16 protein-coding genes are annotated in these 17,964 nt (G+C 46.1%); 7 read left to right on the top strand and 9 right to left on the bottom strand.

Annotated features, from left to right (window positions below; all coding sequences use genetic code 11):
- Positions 1-32 precede the first annotated feature (32 nt).
- Positions 33-1,193: a sugar phosphate nucleotidyltransferase gene (locus MMAH_RS02015; protein ID WP_013036883.1), complete on the top strand. Its 1,161-nt coding sequence runs from the start codon at positions 33-35 to the stop codon at positions 1,191-1,193.
- Positions 1,194-1,245: 52 nt separating this feature from the next.
- Here the strand turns inward: MMAH_RS02015 and MMAH_RS02010 are convergent, their stop codons facing one another.
- Both MMAH_RS02010 and MMAH_RS02005 read right to left on the bottom strand, forming a co-directional pair.
- Positions 1,246-1,776, bottom strand: a complete 531-nt coding sequence (locus tag MMAH_RS02010) for an FKBP-type peptidyl-prolyl cis-trans isomerase (protein WP_013036882.1) — start codon at positions 1,774-1,776, stop codon at positions 1,246-1,248.
- A 34-nt stretch (positions 1,777-1,810) separates the two neighbouring features.
- Complete coding sequence (locus MMAH_RS02005; RefSeq protein WP_013036881.1) at positions 1,811-3,346, bottom strand: radical SAM protein; 1,536 nt, start codon at positions 3,344-3,346, stop codon at positions 1,811-1,813.
- Positions 3,347-3,437: 91 nt separating this feature from the next.
- Here MMAH_RS02005 and ilvD point away from each other — a divergent pair, with 91 nt between their 5' ends.
- Positions 3,438-5,099, top strand: coding sequence for a dihydroxy-acid dehydratase (gene ilvD / locus MMAH_RS02000; protein ID WP_013036880.1), 1,662 nt, complete (start codon positions 3,438-3,440; stop codon positions 5,097-5,099).
- A gap of 1 nt (position 5,100) precedes the next feature.
- On the opposite strand, the gene MMAH_RS01995 is transcribed toward ilvD, so the two are convergent.
- From MMAH_RS01995 to mtxX, 4 genes are read right to left on the bottom strand one after another with little or no spacing between them, the layout of a single operon-like run.
- Positions 5,101-5,670: a hypothetical protein gene (locus MMAH_RS01995; RefSeq protein WP_157198677.1), complete on the bottom strand. Its 570-nt coding sequence runs from the start codon at positions 5,668-5,670 to the stop codon at positions 5,101-5,103.
- Positions 5,671-5,721: 51 nt separating this feature from the next.
- Positions 5,722-6,654, bottom strand: a complete 933-nt coding sequence (mtrH, locus tag MMAH_RS01990) for a tetrahydromethanopterin S-methyltransferase subunit H (RefSeq protein WP_013036878.1) — start codon at positions 6,652-6,654, stop codon at positions 5,722-5,724.
- Between the two features lie 9 nt (positions 6,655-6,663).
- Positions 6,664-7,248, bottom strand: a complete 585-nt coding sequence (locus MMAH_RS01985) for a tetrahydromethanopterin S-methyltransferase subunit A (RefSeq protein ID WP_013036877.1) — start codon at positions 7,246-7,248, stop codon at positions 6,664-6,666.
- Position 7,249: 1 nt separating this feature from the next.
- Positions 7,250-8,092 carry a methanogenesis marker protein Mmp4/MtxX gene (gene mtxX / locus MMAH_RS01980; protein WP_013036876.1) on the bottom strand — a complete coding sequence of 281 codons (843 nt, stop codon included), beginning with the start codon at positions 8,090-8,092 and terminating at the stop codon, positions 7,250-7,252.
- Between the two features lie 88 nt (positions 8,093-8,180).
- Between mtxX and MMAH_RS01975 the strand changes: the two genes are divergently transcribed.
- A complete protein-coding gene (locus MMAH_RS01975; protein ID WP_013036875.1) occupies positions 8,181-9,650 on the top strand; it encodes a replication factor C large subunit in 1,470 nt (489 codons plus the stop codon).
- Between the two features lie 63 nt (positions 9,651-9,713).
- Positions 9,714-11,057, top strand: coding sequence for a dihydrolipoyl dehydrogenase family protein (locus tag MMAH_RS01970; RefSeq protein ID WP_013036874.1), 1,344 nt, complete (start codon positions 9,714-9,716; stop codon positions 11,055-11,057).
- Here MMAH_RS01970 and MMAH_RS01965 read toward each other — a convergent pair whose 3' ends face one another.
- Together MMAH_RS01965 and MMAH_RS01960 are read right to left on the bottom strand one after the other, a co-directional pair.
- Complete coding sequence (locus MMAH_RS01965; RefSeq protein ID WP_245526240.1) at positions 11,058-11,828, bottom strand: ABC transporter ATP-binding protein; 771 nt, start codon at positions 11,826-11,828, stop codon at positions 11,058-11,060. It lies immediately after the preceding gene.
- Between the two features lie 192 nt (positions 11,829-12,020).
- Positions 12,021-12,428, bottom strand: coding sequence for a MarR family transcriptional regulator (locus tag MMAH_RS01960; RefSeq protein WP_013036872.1), 408 nt, complete (start codon positions 12,426-12,428; stop codon positions 12,021-12,023).
- Between the two features lie 167 nt (positions 12,429-12,595).
- Here MMAH_RS01960 and groES point away from each other — a divergent pair, with 167 nt between their 5' ends.
- The 3 genes from groES to clpB all read left to right on the top strand — a co-directional run bounded on the left by groES (position 12,596) and on the right by clpB (position 17,241).
- A complete protein-coding gene (gene groES / locus MMAH_RS01955) occupies positions 12,596-12,871 on the top strand; it encodes a co-chaperone GroES (protein ID WP_013036871.1) in 276 nt (91 codons plus the stop codon).
- A gap of 17 nt (positions 12,872-12,888) precedes the next feature.
- Entirely contained in the window at positions 12,889-14,499 is a 1,611-nt protein-coding gene (gene groL / locus MMAH_RS01950) for a chaperonin GroEL (protein ID WP_013036870.1), read from the top strand.
- Between the two features lie 132 nt (positions 14,500-14,631).
- Complete coding sequence (gene clpB / locus MMAH_RS01945) at positions 14,632-17,241, top strand: ATP-dependent chaperone ClpB (protein ID WP_013036869.1); 2,610 nt, start codon at positions 14,632-14,634, stop codon at positions 17,239-17,241.
- 39 nt (positions 17,242-17,280) lie between these two features.
- Here the strand turns inward: clpB and MMAH_RS01940 are convergent, their stop codons facing one another.
- Entirely contained in the window at positions 17,281-17,964 is a 684-nt protein-coding gene (locus MMAH_RS01940; protein WP_013036868.1) for an archaetidylserine synthase, read from the bottom strand.

Raw genomic sequence — 17,964 nt, 5'->3', positions numbered from 1 at the left:
ATTTTAAGCCATTAAAAATATCATTCCTATACATGAAAGCCTGTATTATGTGTGGAGGAAAGGGGACCCGACTTAGGCCTTTGACTTTTGACAGACCAAAACCAAACATTCCTATCATCAACAAAGCTTCAGTAGTACACCTTGTGGAGCATCTTGCAAAAGAAGGATTCACTGAGATTATAATCACTCTGGGTTACATGGGTGATAAGATCCGGGAGGAACTGGGTGACGGCAGCATGTTCGGTGCCCATGTGGAATACGTGTACGAGGAGAAAAAACTGGGTACTGCAGGAGGTGTGAAGAACGCCGAGAAGTACCTCTGTGATGAACCGTTCCTGGTAGTTGGCGGGGACCATGTCATGGATCTTGAACTCCGTACAATGTACAGGTTCCATGAAAGTAATGACGCAATAATTACAATCGGTCTGCTCTCCATAGATGACCCCAGGGAATTCGGTATCGCGGATATGAACGTGAACAACCGTATAAATCGATTCCTTGAAAAACCAGGACCTGGTGAAATATTCAGTAATCTTGCAAGTACGGGTATATACATGTGTGATCCGGAAATCTTCAAATGGATCCCGGAAAACCAGCCCTATGATTTTGCCAAAGACCTATTCCCATCACTGATGGCAGAAGACAGAAGAATCAATGGTTTGCTTGTGCGAGGGCACTGGACCGATGTGGGCAATCCGGCAGCCTATCGCCAGGCACAGCGCTGGATGCTTGAATCAATGCCTGGAACAACCATCGAAGGTCACTTCAACACCAAGGATTCCCGTATCAACGGACCTCTCAAAATCGGCAACAATGTGGTGATCGGTTCCAACACAGCTGTTGTAGGGCCCGTGGTACTCGGTGAGAACACAACAATAGGTGACAATGTCCTGATCGGCCCCTATACGACAATTGGTTCGAACTGTGTCATCAAGGATGGCTGCAGGATTCTTTCATCCTACATATTCAATGATGTGACCATAGGAAGTAATTGTAATACATCGGGTACTGTGATTGATAACGCTACGGTGGTTGGACAAAACTGCAGCCTGGAAAACGGGACAGTAATCGGCCCCAGGGTACATATAGGGAATAATTCAACTATTCATTCCAATGTGAAGATCTGGCCGGACCTGACAATCAAAAGTGGATCCATAATACAGGAAAATATATTAAATCCTGATTATGGCTAAATAAAAAGAGAGATTGAGTATCCTGAGTGGATATTCAATCATTTAATTATTTTTATTCTTCTATGGACACCAGCGTAATATTGAACGTCAGTGTTTCACCGGCCAGAGGATGATTGAAATCAATCATTGCAGCGGTGTCATTAACATCGACAATTGATACCTGCTGGCCATAAGCGGTTGAAAGCCGGTCTCCTATTTGGTATGGTGTTGTTTTATTGGGTAAATCATCAAAGGGTACTGCCCTGACAAGCTCTTCTTTGTAGGAACCATATGCTTGTTCAGGGGAAAGTTGAACTGTCTTTTCTCCCCCTACAGTCATTCCCTGCACTGCGCTGTCAAAGCCTTTGATCATTCCCTCTCCTCCCAGGGTGAAACCCAGGGGCTCATATGTTCTGGCAGGGTTGTGTATACCCGCCTCCAGGGCAACTTCTTCCACGGAAGTATCGAATACTGTACCGTTTTCAAGCTCACCAACATAATCCACGGTGACATTGTCCCCTTCCTCTGCAACTTCAGCGGGGGTCGAGCAGCCACTTATGAGAAGAATTGCGGCAATTGCTATAATAAATAGGAGTTTTCTCATGCTCCGATTAATTTACTATTCATGATAAAACTTGTCATTCACGAACCACTGTTGCTGAAATGGACCTGAAACCGTGACCTGTTACCCTCACATCAACAAATTCGCCCAGAGGAAGTTTTTCTGAGATACCTATAAGTATCGGATAGGAGCCCATCTGCCTGCCAAAGGTACCCACAGAACCCTCACCCCAAACCTCACAAAGCACATCCTTGAGTATAGTACCCCGGGGCACTACCCTTCTCAACATGGGCAAATCGATATCCTTGCGGACCTGTTCCTTGTATTTCAAAAAAATTTTTCGGTTTTTGGCCAGAGGCAACGCCTGTTCTGCTGCAGGAGTACCACTAAAGGGCATAACCTGGCGAATGTTTATCCTGCGCAACAAAAGATCATTATCCAGAATATTTTTCAGAAAATCATAATTCAAACCGAAGGTTTTTTTTGTTTCTCCTGCCAGACCGTGGACAAAATTAAGCCCGGGAAGCAGATGTGAAAGACCATTGTCACCCCTTATGCTTCCAATCTCATTCATCAATTTTACAGCTTCAAACACATCATCTGGCATTGCTTTGAGATTGTTGGCCCTGATTACAGCAGGATCGGCACTTTCCATACCCATGGCTGCTACATCCCCAGGTGTGTGATATTTCAAAATGGTCTTCATTATTTTACTACATTCATCCGGGTAGGTGGCTATAGTTGCCGGATTGGCATTATCCATATGCAGTACCTCCAGACCCGGAGCCACTTTCCGAATCCCCGAATACAGGGATTCAAGCGCCTGCGGGTTTGGCCCTGGGAGAGAATCCCCACAATCCAATGCATGATAGGTGAAAAGATCAGGTTGGCGACCCAGGCGGAAATACAGGGCACCTTCCCTATAGAGACTCCCGGCCTCGGTAACTACGTCCTCCACGGGACGATAGGTTGACGGACCATAAAAAAATTCAGTACAGAAAGAACAGTGAGTATCCCTGCCACATCCGCGATAGGTTTCCATCTCACACATTATATTCGGGAAATCCGGATGTCGCCTGATTATAAAGGCACCCCTGTCAGCCCATCTGCCGATCTCCCCAACCGTACGCATCCGGTGTTCAACATTATCAGGATCCTCTATGCAGGGACCGGGGCCAATTATATCATGCACAAATGCCTCGATGTCCTGCCGTGCAACAAATACATCTTCATCAGCCATTTCAAGGGTTGACGCTGCCATGCCGCCTTCACTGCTGTAACCCAGGCGTATAGGCCCACCGATCACTTTCACACCCGACGTGGCCCTGCAAAGGTATTCAATTTCTTTCAGGGTGATGGGTGAGGAGCGCAGGTACTTTCCGGGGACGGTCATTCCCGACAGGATTACCACGAGATCAGATCGGGAAAGCGGGGCAAGGTCTTCCCTTTTACTGTTCCTGATACCGTCTATAGTGAAATAGGATATATCATCCCGACCGATACCACACTCTACCAGGGCTCCCGCTATATAGCGTATGTAGGGAGAAATATAGGGGGGAACGCCGAAACATGCGGGTTCGTCAACATAACCGTCTATGATTGCAACTTTCATGGATACCGTGGACCTTCCTATAAGGACAAACTGAAAGCTTACTTATATTTAATGATTCATAAACATGGAGTAATTACCCAGAGGTTTCCACATGAGAAGTGACAGTATCAAAAAAGGGACAGAGAGGGCACCCAACCGTTCCCTCCTCAGAGCTACCGGAGTTACCGATTCAGAAATGGAAAAACCGTTTATCGCGGTAGTCAATTCCTGGACCGAAGTTGTTCCCGGTCATATTCATCTTGATAAAGTATCCGAAGCCGTCAAGGCAGGTATCCGCAACGCCGGAGGGGTACCCTTTGAATTCAATACTATAGGCATATGTGACGGTATTGCCATGGGCCATGAAGGAATGAAATATTCCCTCCCCAGCAGGGAAGTTATCGAGGATTCGATCGAGCTCATGCTCGAAGGCCACCGCCTGGACGGGATGGTCATGATCACATCATGTGACAAAATCACACCCGGACATCTCATGGCTGCCGGCAGACTGGACATTCCGACTATAGTGGTTACCGGCGGACCTATGCTACCTGGTTTTTCGGGAGATGAACCACGGGACCTGGTCTCCGTATTCGAGGGGATCGGGGAACACCGCACCGGCAAAGCCACCGACGAGCAACTGAAGGTACTGGAAAATGTATCATGTGCAGGTGCCGGATCATGTGCCGGAATGTTTACCGCCAATACAATGGCGTGTATGACCGAAGCGCTGGGACTGAGTTTGCCCGGCTGTGCCACGGCCCATGCGGTAGATGCCAAAAAGATCCACATCGCCAAGGAATCCGGAGAACGTATCATGGCATTGGTGGATGAAGGGCTCTCAGCACGCAAGGTGGTCAGCCAGAAATCTTTCGAGAATGCGATCATGGTAGACATGGCGGTGGGTGGAAGTACCAACACAGCCCTGCACCTGCCGGCTATTGCCCACGCATTTGATATGGAACTGCCTCTGGATACATTTGACCGCCTGGGCCGTTCAATCCCTCACCTCATCGGATTGAGACCTGGTGGCAAATATCACATGATCGACTTTGAAAGAGCTGGTGGCGTGCATGCAATAATGCAGAGATTGAGATCAAAAATCAACCGGGGTGAAAAAACGGTCACCGGAAAAACAGTTGGAGAAAATATCGACGAATACGTGATCATAAATCCTGCCATAAATAAGAAGATTATCCAGACCCTTGAAAAACCCCTCCATCAGGAAGGAGGCCTGGCGATACTGAAAGGAAACCTCGCACCTGAAGGAGGAGTGGTCAAACAGGCAGCTGTTGAGCCTGCAATGATGCAGCATAAGGGGCCCGCAAGGGTCTTTGAAAGCGAAGAAGAAGCCATGCATGCAATTCTTGATAATGACATCAAACCCGGAGATGTTGTGGTAATCCGTTATGAGGGTCCCAAGGGCGGCCCGGGAATGAGGGAAATGCTCTCCCCAACCTCGGCAATTGCAGGCATGGGACTTGCCGATTCAGTTGCCCTTATCACAGATGGCAGATTCTCCGGTGGAACCAGGGGACCCTGTATAGGCCATATTTCCCCGGAAGCCATGGAAGGCGGACCAATTGGTCTAATCGAGGAAGGGGATATGATAGAGATCGATATCCCTGCAAGGAAACTGGAACTTCTCATCGATGAAGAAGAGATGCAGAAGAGAAAAGAAAATTTCAAACCTCTAGTAAAAGAGGTGAAAGGCTATCTTGCCCGTTACAGGAAATCCGTAAGTTCTGCCAACAAAGGCGCTATCAGGGAATAAATCAACAACGTTGAATGCAGGTGCCGTCTTCTTTATCCGCAAGGGAGATGGTACCTTCCCCGATCATATCTTCGATATCTTTTTCAATTTCATCCTTTGGATAGCGGACCGAAAGAAGGCTTACAAGGACTTGCTTTTTAATAATCATGCCATCGGGAAGGTACTGGAGTATACTCTGTTTAAGAGGAGAAGGTGTTTCGTCCACAGAGATCACTTTTTCATTATTCTTTATCCTTTTCATTTTACTATAGAACGGATCATCCTCCTGTTTGGCAACTTCTTCGGGTGCAGGATTTGCAGCCACTGCAGATTTTTCATCCGGAGATACAGTATCGTGCACAGGAAAAGGGCGGACTGGATCGGGCGAGGAAGTGCCTGCCAGGTGGTCCTCAATAGATTTCAATCTGTTTTCAATTGACATGAGTTTTTGAGCCATCAAGCCTGAATCATCCATTGTCTTTTCAGGATCAAGAGCTTCTTCGAGCAAACTGCATATAAAATTGTCACTGTCCGGCATCAATTCCAGTTTCGCAAAAAGGCTATCATGAATGTCAATTTTCAGTTGTCTCATCTGAATCACTTCATTAGTATCGACCATTGACTTATGTATAAAACAATATAATCAGACTAACCTGTTAAATGGATGGGAAGAAGCAGGTTCTATTTCAAATTCCTCGACAGATTCATAGATCATGATATCTGACATCGCAGCCACCGGGAAGATATAGGGTGCATTCTCAATGGGACCATAAAGTACAAAATTACCGGCTGCAGCCTGCTGCATTACGGCAGAAGCGATATCACACATCTTAAACACAAGTGGATCGTGTTTCTTTTTGTCCCTGAGCCATTCCCAGGAAGAAGGGGCGTTGTGAATTCCCGAACCTACCGGCAACCCCCATTTGGCCTTGGCTGTCAGAGTAATCCTCAGGCTGACCCCGGAACCATTGCCCATAGGAGTAATTCCGGGATCAATCAGTATATTACACATCCCGCATTCCAGAGCAATATCGATCAGGCCTTTGTCCATTGAAGAGGTACCTGACTCCAGAAGTTGCATCCTGCCTTTAAAACCTGAATCCATGGCATTGAAACCCAGGACTATGGAACTATCTATATCTGAATCTTTTAGCACCTGGCGCTCCTTTTCGCCGATGGTCATATTAATGGAATTGTAAACTGCCCTGTCCCCGAGGCCAATCTCGCTCACGTATTCTGTCGCAGCCATCCGGGCCAGAGGGTCCGGGGAATCGATAAGGAAAGGAGAATCCGTGATCTCACTGACAAAGTCAATATAGTTGCGTAGGGCTTGTTCGGTATTACCGAATATGTGCACCAGACAGGGATTACCTGTTTCATCAGATGATGCACGCTGGGAATTGAGCAGGTCCTCTGCTATTTTGCGATCAAAAAGCCCTTCATTCGCATCCCCCACGATATCATGTCCTTCATAGAATATTGTGCCTGCAAGGGCTGTGGGCAGTTCACCGGGATTTCCTCCAATTTTCACGCCGGCAATATTGGCAATTTTTTGATCTTTTTGGAACCTGAACATTTGAAAACCTCAAGCAATCTCGTAAATTAAGCCGGAAAAAGCATCCATAACCACTTTTTCACTGATAACTATATCAGCACCTATGGATTCAGGTGCCTGGTATTTCCTGACAGCTTTTCTAAAGGATACAGGAAAAGCTTCAAAGGGCTTCTCCGAATCATGATAATTATCAACAATCGAGCATATTTCATCAAGATCAGTAAGCCCGATACGATCTATAAGTTCCACCTGCTGGCGGAAACGCTGAATGGTTTCAATTTCCAGGTTCTCAATAAAGGGAATCGCCCCCTCTGAACCCAGAATTCTGCCATCTTCATCAATACCGTTTTCGTAAAGGGCTTTCAGGGTCTGCCCGGCAAGATGACCCCGGGATTCACCACCACAGAGAAGCACGTACCTGATATTGCAGTTGGAAACAACATTCATTACAACTTTCTCAGCCCCCAGATTTTCCGTTTTGCAACTACCCCAGATCGCTGCTTTTTCGAACAGAGGCATCGAACTTGCAAGGGTTACCACAGCAATACAGGATTTAGTATTGCCTGCACTGAAATCTCCTTTTGTAACAGGCCATTTTTCTGAAACTGTATCCAACTTACACAACCTCCCTTTTGTTAGAAACAAGAGATGCGGCAAGCATTATGGCCAGGGTATAATGACCCCCCACCCGGGATGTGTCAATAAACACATGCCTGTCCATAAGTACGGGTGCCCCTATTCCATTGCCCCCTCCCAGAAATACGAGTGAACGGAAGATAAGATTACCTGATATGCCATCCGGGGCAAGGATGAAGTTAGATTCCCTGATGGCATCCTCTATAAGGATCGTGTAATGTTTCGCATCTATTCCTGCATCATTTAATCGGTTTGCCAGAAAATCCGCATCCGCCAGGGTGCGATCCACACGTTCGTCCCGGCCAAGGTCCCCCATACGCCCTCCCGACAGGATGCCAACCTCAGGCTCGATACCAAACCTGCGGATATATGCAGCACTTCTTTTTACAAGCTCTATTTTATCGGAAAGGGAGTGGCCTTCATCGATACCCACAGGTGCAAGGAAAAATGGATTATTGTCATGAGTTAGCAGGAAAGCAACCCTATATAATTTTTCGATGCCGAGTATCTCTTTGAGGTGGGACAGGGTACCAGAGGCTTTTGCCGTGCCCCTTACAGCAGCATCAACATCCCCGGATGCAAGCAGACTGCCGAGAACTTCTTCCGGTTGCGGGGTATCGATCACTTCAAGGTTTGTCCCGATTGCCGATATATCACGCTGGTCGCCTACAAGAACCACCCTGGCATAACCTTCAACCTCGGCTTTTTCTGCACTCTGGATCAGTTTGGGAGTGGGATTGCGCACACCCAGTGCAACCCGGGGACAATTATCAAGAGCCCTTGTACGTATGATATCCAGCAATCCGTCTGTTTTTTTCTGCATGCCCGCCCTCATTAATATGCAAAGTTAAACAATCAACAAACAACACAATTATTAATTAGTTTTCGCTTTAATATAGGTGAGGTCACAGATGACAATAGCGCAAGATTGGGCAGAAAAATACCGTCCTGCCAAACTGGCAGATGTTGTGGGGAACAATAAACCCCTGCAGGCCCTCCGTGACTGGGAAGAAGAATGGGAGCACGGAGTTCCTGAAAAAAAAGCAGCCATATTGAGTGGACCTGCCGGTGTTGGAAAGACATCAGCTGCCCATGCCCTGGGAAATGAGATGGGGTGGGAAATTATCGAGATGAACGCCAGTGACCAGCGGACTGCCGGGATTATCGAGAAGGTGGCTGGTTCTGCTTCACGTATGAGTACACTTACAGGGATACAAAAGCGCCTCATTATACTGGATGAAGCAGATAATATGCACGGATCGGCTGACAGGGGAGGGACCCGGGCCATTACGAATGTTATCAAGAAATCCAATCAACCTATTATACTCATTGCCAATGACCTGTATGCCCTCTCATCGACCCTGCGTTCTCATTGTGTGAACATAAAATTCAATCCTATCCCCCAGCGCTCCATCCTGCCCGCATTGAAAAAGATATGCAAAATGGAAGGGATTATGTGTGGTACAGGCGTGCTGGAAAAAATCGCTGAAAATACAGGCGGTGACCTCAGAAGTGCCATAAAAGATCTGCAGGCAACAGCAACAGATAAAAAAGAGATAGAAGTTGCGGATGTCACAACAGCCGAAAGGGATACAAAAGAATCTATTTTCAAAGTACTTACCAAAGTTTTCAAAGGCAGAGAGCCGATTGAAGCCTACAGGGCAACCTTTTCCCTGGATGAAACACCTGAAGACCTTATTCAGTGGGTGGACGAGAACCTTCCCAACCAGTATCTGGACAAGGATGAAACAATAAATGAAGACATTACAGCCGCCTATCAGAATCTTTCAAGAGCTGATACATATCTTGGCAGGGTACGGTTGCGGCAGAACTACGGACTCTGGAGATATGCCGGATTCCTGTTAAGCGGAGGAACGGCAATGGCAAAGAAACACTCCCATTCCGGTTTCCGCAAGTTACAACCCCCCTCCATGTGGAGACGGATGGGCCAACTGCGCTCCAAACGAAACATGAGGGATAACATAGCTGCAAAAGTGGGATTACACTGCAATGAGCCAATCCGGGATTGTCGTATAGACCTGCTTCGAATGTACGGACTTTTACTCAAAAACGAGGACTATGCAGTTGATGCAGCATATACCCTTGAACTCGATGTAGATGAGATTGCTTACCTGACTGAAAGCAAAAAGGTAACCAAGAAGATCCAGAAAATCTATGATGCTTCCCGGGAAATGATGCATGAAAAGGAAGATGAAGATATCGACGTATTCATGCATGCTCCCGAAAAAGACAATGGACAATCAACCCTTGATTCCATGTTTTCAGCAGAAAAAGATCCTGCAGAAGAAAATCAAATGGACGGAAAGGAAAAGGATAATCCAAAACCTGCCAAATCCCAGAAGACTCTTTTTGATTTTTAAACTTCGATTTGCGATAGCCATTTATCTTCCAACCGCCTAATTTTCCCCAGAGGGTTGAAGGAAATGGCCAGAGAATATGACATTGTAATCATAGGGACAGGCGTAGCAGGTACCGTTTGTGCGAACAAGGCATCTGCGGCAGGGATGAAGATCGCGATTACAGATATCAGGGAATATGGGGGGACATGTGCACTTCGAGGATGTGTACCAAAAAAAGTACTTGTGGGTGTTGCCGAAACTGTTGAACAGGTAAATCGTTTCAACAAACTGGGAATCATGCCACAATCTTCCGTGAACTGGAATAAGTTAATGGACTTTAAACAAACTTTTGTAGATAATTTCCCTCAGAACAAGGAAGAAAAGTTCACAAATATGGATATTGACACCTACCATGGCGGGGCAAAGTTTGTTTCCAAAAACGAAGTGAAAATAGCAGATACAATCCTAAAGGGCAAACACATTCTGATTGCACCTGGCTCAGTGCCCCGAAAAACCGGAATTAAGGGCGAAGAAAACCTGATTACAAGTGAGCAATTTCTCAATCTCGATGAATTGCCCCGTAAAATTGTCTTTGTGGGTGGTGGTTATATTTCATTTGAATTGGCCCATATCGCTGCCCGGGCAGGAAGTCAGGTAACTATCTTACAAAGAAGCGAAGTGCTCAAACAATTTGACAGGGATATGGTCAAATTGCTGGTAAAAGCTTCCGAAGAAGCCGGCATAAATGTCAATACCGGTATCTCGGTCAGCTCTGTTGAAAGTACTTCATCTGGATTTACTGTGAATACCAGGAATCGTGAGGGGAAAGAATCCCGAATTGAATGTGACCTGGTTGTCAACGGTTCCGGCAGGATTGCAGCCCTTGAGGGAATGGAACTTGAAAAGGGAAATGTTGAGACCAAAGACGGATTCGTGGAGACGAATGATTACATGCAAAGTGTCTCCAACCCTTATGTATATGCAGCCGGAGATTGTGTAAAGCCCGGAGCTCCTTTAACTCCTGTTGCAAGTTTGCAGGGAACTACTGCAGCAGACAATATGATAAAAGGAAATGTCAAAACCGTGGATTATACCGGTATTCCCTCCACGGTATTTACCCTGCCTCCTCTCTCAAGTGTAGGTATTAGCCTGTCCGAATCTACTGACAGGTATGAAGTCCTGATCCATGATCGCAGTCATTGGTATAACAGCAGGCGCCTTTCGGAAAACTATGCAGCCTCAAAGGTCATCATAGAAAAAGAAAGCCAAAAGATTGCAGGCGCTCACATACTGGGGTCCCATTCGGAAGAAGTGATTAATATCTTTGCAATGGCAATTAGGCTTGGACTGACACTTTCCCAGTTCAAGAAAGTGGTTTATGTGTTCCCTACAGTCAGTTCAGAAATCCAGTCCATGATACGTGGATAATCACCAGACGTGATAGTAACCACCTTCAGAGAAAACCTGCACCTGTACTCCAAATATATCAGACAGGTTTTCGGCAGTTAATATTTCATCCATTGGCCCATCCCTGTATACACTTCCTTCACTGAGCAGGACCACCTTGTCAATTTCAGGGATGAGGTCTTCGAGATTGTGTGTCACAAGAATTATGTTTTTACCCTTTGAGGCAATCGTGCGCATGGACTGCCTGAAAATATGCCGTGCCCTGAGATCTAAGCTGTTTGTAGGTTCATCCAGTATCAGTACATCAGGGTCATGCACAAGTGCCCTGGCAACCAGTAGCCTGCGGGCCTGTCCTGTTGACATTTCGTTTATGGGACGTAAGGCAAGATATTCAATGCCAAGAAAGCCGAGCACCTCATGGGCACGCCTTTTCATATCCCGGCTAATAGAATGATTGCGATAGAGGCCTATGCTGCTAAAAAAACCAGATACTACTACCTCGATTCCCGGAATATTACGCATATATTCGTCCTGCAAGTCACCGCTGATTATACCCATTTTATTGCGCAACCCGAAAACATTCCAGCGCTCCTTTCCAAATAAGCGGACAAATGTTTTTTCCGAGTGAAGAGGACGTAGATCTCCTGTAACCGTTCTGATAAAAGAGGATTTGCCTGCTCCATTTGGACCTATAATCGCAACATTTTCTCCAGTTTTAATATTAAGAGAGAAATTGTCCAGTAATATATTACCTTTTTTGCAAACTGTGACCTTTTCCATTTCAATTATCATAGGTTTCGCATTTTTCTTATTCATGTATTACACGACAATATTTGAATAATCCCTAAATTTATTCTGGCCAACATATCCTGCCATAGACAAGTATCTTAATATCTACCCATATAAAATAAACTGATATACCGAAGAAAAAGTATGGAAATTAAATACAGTAATTTACAAACTGGATACGACAAAACAGATTATTCAACGGTTACTGATACCTTTTTGCCTGTCAATCTCTGAAGCTATGACTTCCAGTTCATCAAACATCCTCTCGGAGTCTTTGCGCATTTCATGTACTGCTGCCTTCAAACTTCCCCCCCTGAGATAAAGCAGGCGTTTTTCACGGTAAACAAGTCCTGCCTTTACCAAATTCCTTACATGGTGATTAACACGGGAGAGATTTATGCCAAGAGCCTCAGCTATCATTTCCGATGAAACACGTTCATTCTCGGCAATGTTATCAAGCAAGGTCATTACGATCTGATTTGCCGTGTTTTCTACATCCCTTCCCGAAGACAGTCCAAAGCTATCACATAACCAGTGCAAATCCTTTTCAGGATCTTTTTCCCTGGGTTTTTCCAGATTTAACAAAATAATCTGCCGGCTCATAAGAGATGATTAACAGAATCATAGTATATAAAAATAACTGTGTTATGTATAAATGATATCTACAAAACGCATATAATTCCTATAAAAAGGAAAAATTTTAAATATTATATCCACCATTAAGATTCCATACTGACCGAGTCAGTCTGAAAAAGGCCAGGAGGATAAACATGAATGTAAAACCAGTTGGAGAAAGAGTTCTGATCAAACCCATAAAGGAAGAGGAGGTCACTTCCGGAGGAATATACATCCCGGAAAGTGCCCAGAAAGAGAAAAAAGAAGGAAATGTTGTGGCCGTAGGCACATATGAAGACGGCAAAGAATTACCGGTTAAAAAAGGTGATCATATCATCTATGGTGGTTTCCAGAGTGATGAAATGGAAATGGACGGAGAGAAATACCTATTCATAGATTTCAAGGACGTACTTGCTATAGTTGAAGAATAAATTATCGGGGGATATAAATGACTACTAAACAGATAACTTTCGACGAAAACGCCAGACAGGCCTTACTGGCAGGTATCGACAAAGTATCCAACACCGTTAAAGTAACTCTTGGGCCCAAGGGAAGAAATGTCGTGCTTGATAAATCTGGCAACCCTACAGTTACCAATGACGGTGTCACAATTGCCAAAGAAATCGAACTGAAGGACAAGTTTGAAAATATGGGGGCAAAGCTTGTCAAGGAAGTTGCTTCACGCACACAGGATAATACCGGCGACGGGACAACTACAGCAACATTGCTCGCACAGGCAATGATCAGTGAAGGCATACGCAATATCACAGCAGGCGCTAATCCCATTGAGATCAAAAGGGGAATCGATAAAGCAACCGCTAAAGTAGTTGAATACCTGCAGACCCAAAGCAAGGAAGTAAAGGACAGGGAAAGGATCATACAGGTAGGAACAATTTCTGCCAACAATGATGAGGAAATAGGCAAACTGATATCCGATGCTATGGACAGGGTCGGTTACAATGGTGTAATTACCGTAGACGACTCCAAAACAATGGAGACATCCTTAGAAGTTGTTGAAGGTATGCAGTTTGACAGAGGATATGTCTCACCTTATATGGCAACCGATCAGGAAAAAATGGTTTGTGAACTTGAGAATCCATATATCCTCCTTACAGACAAGAAAATCAATAATGTAAACCAGATTGTACCTGTGCTCGAAAAGGTCGCACAGGAAGGAAAGCCCCTCCTGATTGTCGCACAGGATGTAGAAGGAGATGCACAGGCAGCCCTTATTCTAAATATTATGAGAGGGTCCCTCAAAGTCAGTGCAGTCAAGGCCCCTGGATTTGGTAACGACCAGAAGGACATGCTGGAAGACCTGGCCGCCCTGACAGGCGGAACTGTTGTCAGTGAAGACAAGGGAATGAAACTCGAGGATGTTACCGACGATATGCTCGGAAGTGCCCACAAGGTCAGTGTGGACAAGCAGAAGACTACTATCATCGAAGGCAAAGGGGACAAAAATGCCATCGAAAGCCGTATGGAAATGATAGAGTCCCAGATAAATATCACTGATGCTGAATACAAGAAGAAGGAACTGCAGAAGAGATTGGCCAAACTCGGCGGTGGCGTGGCAGTAATCAAAGTGGGTGCTGCAACCGAAACCGAACTCGAAGAAAAGAAGATGAGGATCGACGATGCCCTCAATGCCACAAAAGCCGCCGTTGAAGAGGGAGTAGTTGCCGGTGGAGGAGTGACCCTGTTCCATGCAATTCCATATCTGGAAAAAATTGAACTCGAAGAAGACCAGATGGTAGGTGCCAACATCGTGAAAAAGGCCCTAGAAGCACCCCTGCGCCAGATAGCACACAATGCAGGCAAGGAAGGAGCGGAGGTAATAGCTCTTATCAAAGCCGAAGCGGACGAAGAAGTCGGTTACAATGCCAAGAAAGGAATCGTTGAAAACCTTTACAATGCAGGTGTAATCGACCCGACCAAAGTAGTCAGGAGCGGCTTACAAAATGCAGCTTCAATTGCAGGAATGGTACTCTCCACCGAAGCCCTTGTCGCTGAATACGATGAGGAAAAGGATGAAAATGCACCTGCAATAATAATCTGATGGCATCGGACAAGCCCTGCCATCTTGCAGGGCTTTTTTTGAGGCATTACTCTTTGGGGGAAGAATGTCTTCAGAAAAACACTCCAAAAGTATAAAGCCCTGAAATATTGAATTAAATAATGGAGGATCAGTATGGACCTGAATAATTTCACACAGAAAGCCCAGGAGGCAATACAAAATTCCCGAACCATTGCTGCAAGATATTATCATCAGCAGATTGATTCGGAGCATCTGTTCCTTTCCCTTCTGGAACAAAGGGAAGGACTTGTGCCGTCTCTGCTTGAGAGAATGAACATTTCCAGTGCAATGGTTAAAGAACAACTCGAAAAACACATGTCAGGGCTTGGGCAGGTATCAGGTCCGGGAAGCGAGAATGTTTACTTCACCCAGAAAGCCATCCGGGTACTGGATAATGCTGCAACCCTTGCGAGTAAGATGAATGATGAATATACCAGTGTAGAGCACATACTGGTATCCCTGGTCCGGGAAAAGGACAGTTACAGCAAGAAACTGCTCGAGGAATTCGGGGCAGATGAACAACGCCTGAAACAGGCGATCAAGGAAATCAGGGGGAACCGCAGAGTGACATCAGAAAACCCGGAGGATACATATGAACCTCTGGAAAAATACGGTATCGATTTTACAGAACTTGCCAACCAGGGAAAACTTGACCCGGTAATAGGCAGGGACCATGAGATCAGGCATACGATAGAAATACTGTCCCGCCGCAGGAAGAATAACCCGGTACTAATCGGAGAGGCAGGTGTGGGCAAGACCGCAATTGTTGAAGGGCTGGCACAGCGTATCGCAAAAAAGGATGTCCCCGATGCAATGAAGAACAAACGTATCGTGGCTCTGGATATGGGTTCCCTAGTAGCAGGAGCCAAGTTCCGGGGAGAATTTGAGGAAAGACTCAAGGCAGTACTGAAAGAAGTGGCCGAATCCGAAGGCCTGATTATACTGTTCATCGATGAGTTGCATACCATTGTAGGAGCAGGAGCCACAGAAGGTGCAATGGATGCGGGCAACCTGCTCAAACCGATGCTGGCCAGGGGAGAACTGCACTGCATAGGTGCGACCACCCTTGATGAATACCGGAAATACATCGAGAAGGATGCTGCCCTGGAACGCAGGTTCATGCCGGTGATGGTGAATGCCCCTGATGTGGAAAACACAATCTCTATCCTGAGAGGGCTGAAAGAGAAATATGAAGTGCATCACGGAGTACGGATAAAGGATAGTGCCCTTGTGGCAGCCGCCGTGTTGAGTGACCGGTATATCTCAGACAGGTTTTTGCCTGACAAAGCCATAGACCTGCTGGATGAGGCAGCATCGAAGGTCAAAACTGCCATTGACAGCAAACCGGCCAGTCTGGATGAAGCAGACAGGAAACTTATGCAACTTGAGATCGAGAAGGAAGCTCTGAAAAAGGAAAAGGATGCTGCTTCAAAGGAAAGGCTGCAGAGCCTGGAGAAGGAGATCTCGGAAATCCGGGCCGAATCCGACGCAATGCGCACTCGCTGGGAAAACGAGAAGGCCACCATTGCAAAACTGAACAGCCTCAAAGAGCAGATAGATGACACAAAAACCCAGCTGGATCTGGCAGAAACAGAGGGCGATTTTGAAAAAGCATCCCGGCTGAAATACGGTACCCTGGTTCCCCTGCAGCATGAATACGAGGAAGAGGAAAATCGTCTGAAGGAAAAACAGACCAACATGCTGCTCAAGGAAGAGGTGGATGAAGAAGACATTGCCCATGTAGTCAGTGAGTGGACCAGAATCCCGATTACCAAACTCATGGAGGGAGAAAGAGATAAACTTGTGCATCTGGAAGATCGCCTGCATGAAAGAGTGATCGGCCAGGATGAGGCAGTAAAAGCCGTCTCAGATGCTGTGATTCGTGCCCATGCGGGTATCAAGGATCCCCGCAGGCCAATCGGCAGTTTCATCTTCCTGGGACCTACCGGTGTGGGTAAGACCGAACTCGCCAAAGCTCTTGCCACTGAACTTTTCGATAGCGAAGATCATATGATCCGCATTGATATGTCCGAGTACATGGAAAAACACACAGTTGCAAGGCTTATCGGTGCTCCGCCGGGCTACATCGGCCATGATGAAGGGGGCCAGCTTACCGAAGCCGTACGCAGGAATCCCTATTCAGTCGTCCTGTTTGACGAGATAGAAAAAGCCCATCACGATGTGTTCAATATCATGCTCCAGTTGCTTGATGACGGAAGACTGACCGATTCAAAAGGCAGGACAGTGGATTTCAAGAATACGATTGTGATCATGACCTCCAACATCTGTGTGGATTATGCCATCTCCAAACTGGAAGAAGGAGTTGCCTACAGCAAGATGCAGGAGACGGCCATGAACGAGCTTACCAAACACTTCAGGCCGGAATTCCTCAACCGTATTGATGAGATTGCCATATTCCGCGCCCTCACCAAGGACCAGCTGACCTACATCGTGGATATCAAGATAGAGGACCTCGTGCAGAGGCTTAAAGAGCGCAGGATCGATCTTGAAATCACCGACCGGGCGAAAAAATACCTGGGAGATGCAGGCTACAGTGAAACATACGGTGCAAGACCATTGAAAAGGGTCATCCAGAACGAACTTGAAACCGAGGTAGGCAAACGTATTGTCAGTAAAGAGGTGATGGAATCGGATACTGTTGTTGTCGATGCGGATGAGCGTGGCCTGAACTTCAAGGTCAGAAAGGGAGAAGAACATACATAATCTCCTTTTTCTTTTTTTAATTAATTAAACCACTTTAATTCATTTTTCATAATACTGCCTGGGAATCCTCATTATCGGAGATTCCAGATACAGCATCAGGGACAGGAACAGGATAGTGGAGAATACCCACATATAGGAATTAAGCAGGAAATAGGACAGTATTGTTGAGAAAAAGAGTATTGATACAGCACCCATGGCCCTGGGACCTCGAAGTTTGGGATAAGGATGATCACTGATCATCAGATAGCACAACAGCACCACCAGGCCAAAGATAACCCAGGTATAGATATATCGGGGTGCAAGCAGGGCGTAGGATGATAAAACCACAGCAGAAGCCGTAATTGGCAATCCCTCAAAATCCGGGATCGTTTTTTTCTTTGTGTTGAAACGGGCAAGCCGCAATATCCCACAAACCAGATACAGGCAGGCAAAAAGACCCGCTGCATAACGCAGGGGACCTGATACACCTAAAAAGACCAGGCATGAGGGAGCCACTCCGAAAGAAACAGCGTCTGCAAGGGAATCAAGGTATTCCCCCATTGGACCCTGGCTTATGGTACGTGCAAGATAACCATCCATCCCATCAGCTACCGCTGCAACCAGCACAAAAACAAACCCCAGCTCAATATGTCCGCTGAAGGCCGCAAAGATGGCCATAAGTCCGAAAACCGCGTTTGTTAATGTCATTATGTCCGGCAGGACAAGGTCCTTGAAAATATCCAT

It is taken from the genome of Methanohalophilus mahii DSM 5219 (assembly GCF_000025865.1).
Taxonomy (GTDB): Archaea; Halobacteriota; Methanosarcinia; order Methanosarcinales; family Methanosarcinaceae; genus Methanohalophilus; species Methanohalophilus mahii.
Note: the sequence above shows the minus strand (reverse complement) of the source record. Positions and strands in the feature narration are given on the sequence as shown.

Coding starts and splice junctions, on each gene's coding strand:
- MMAH_RS02015 (WP_013036883.1), top strand. CDS start 33: ATGAAAGCCTGTATTATGTGTGGAGGAAAGGGGACCCGACTTAGGCCT.
- MMAH_RS02010 (WP_013036882.1), bottom strand. CDS start 1,776: ATGAGAAAACTCCTATTTATTATAGCAATTGCCGCAATTCTTCTCATA.
- MMAH_RS02005 (WP_013036881.1), bottom strand. CDS start 3,346: ATGAAAGTTGCAATCATAGACGGTTATGTTGACGAACCCGCATGTTTC.
- ilvD (WP_013036880.1), top strand. CDS start 3,438: ATGAGAAGTGACAGTATCAAAAAAGGGACAGAGAGGGCACCCAACCGT.
- MMAH_RS01995 (WP_157198677.1), bottom strand. CDS start 5,670: ATGAGACAACTGAAAATTGACATTCATGATAGCCTTTTTGCGAAACTG.
- mtrH (WP_013036878.1), bottom strand. CDS start 6,654: ATGTTCAGGTTCCAAAAAGATCAAAAAATTGCCAATATTGCCGGCGTG.
- mtxX (WP_013036876.1), bottom strand. CDS start 8,092: ATGCAGAAAAAAACAGACGGATTGCTGGATATCATACGTACAAGGGCT.
- MMAH_RS01975 (WP_013036875.1), top strand. CDS start 8,181: ATGACAATAGCGCAAGATTGGGCAGAAAAATACCGTCCTGCCAAACTG.
- MMAH_RS01970 (WP_013036874.1), top strand. CDS start 9,714: ATGGCCAGAGAATATGACATTGTAATCATAGGGACAGGCGTAGCAGGT.
- MMAH_RS01965 (WP_245526240.1), bottom strand. CDS start 11,828: ATGATAATTGAAATGGAAAAGGTCACAGTTTGCAAAAAAGGTAATATA.
- MMAH_RS01960 (WP_013036872.1), bottom strand. CDS start 12,428: ATGAGCCGGCAGATTATTTTGTTAAATCTGGAAAAACCCAGGGAAAAA.
- groES (WP_013036871.1), top strand. CDS start 12,596: ATGAATGTAAAACCAGTTGGAGAAAGAGTTCTGATCAAACCCATAAAG.
- groL (WP_013036870.1), top strand. CDS start 12,889: ATGACTACTAAACAGATAACTTTCGACGAAAACGCCAGACAGGCCTTA.
- clpB (WP_013036869.1), top strand. CDS start 14,632: ATGGACCTGAATAATTTCACACAGAAAGCCCAGGAGGCAATACAAAAT.
- MMAH_RS01940 (WP_013036868.1), bottom strand. CDS start 17,964: ATGGATATTTTCAAGGACCTTGTCCTGCCGGACATAATGACATTAACA.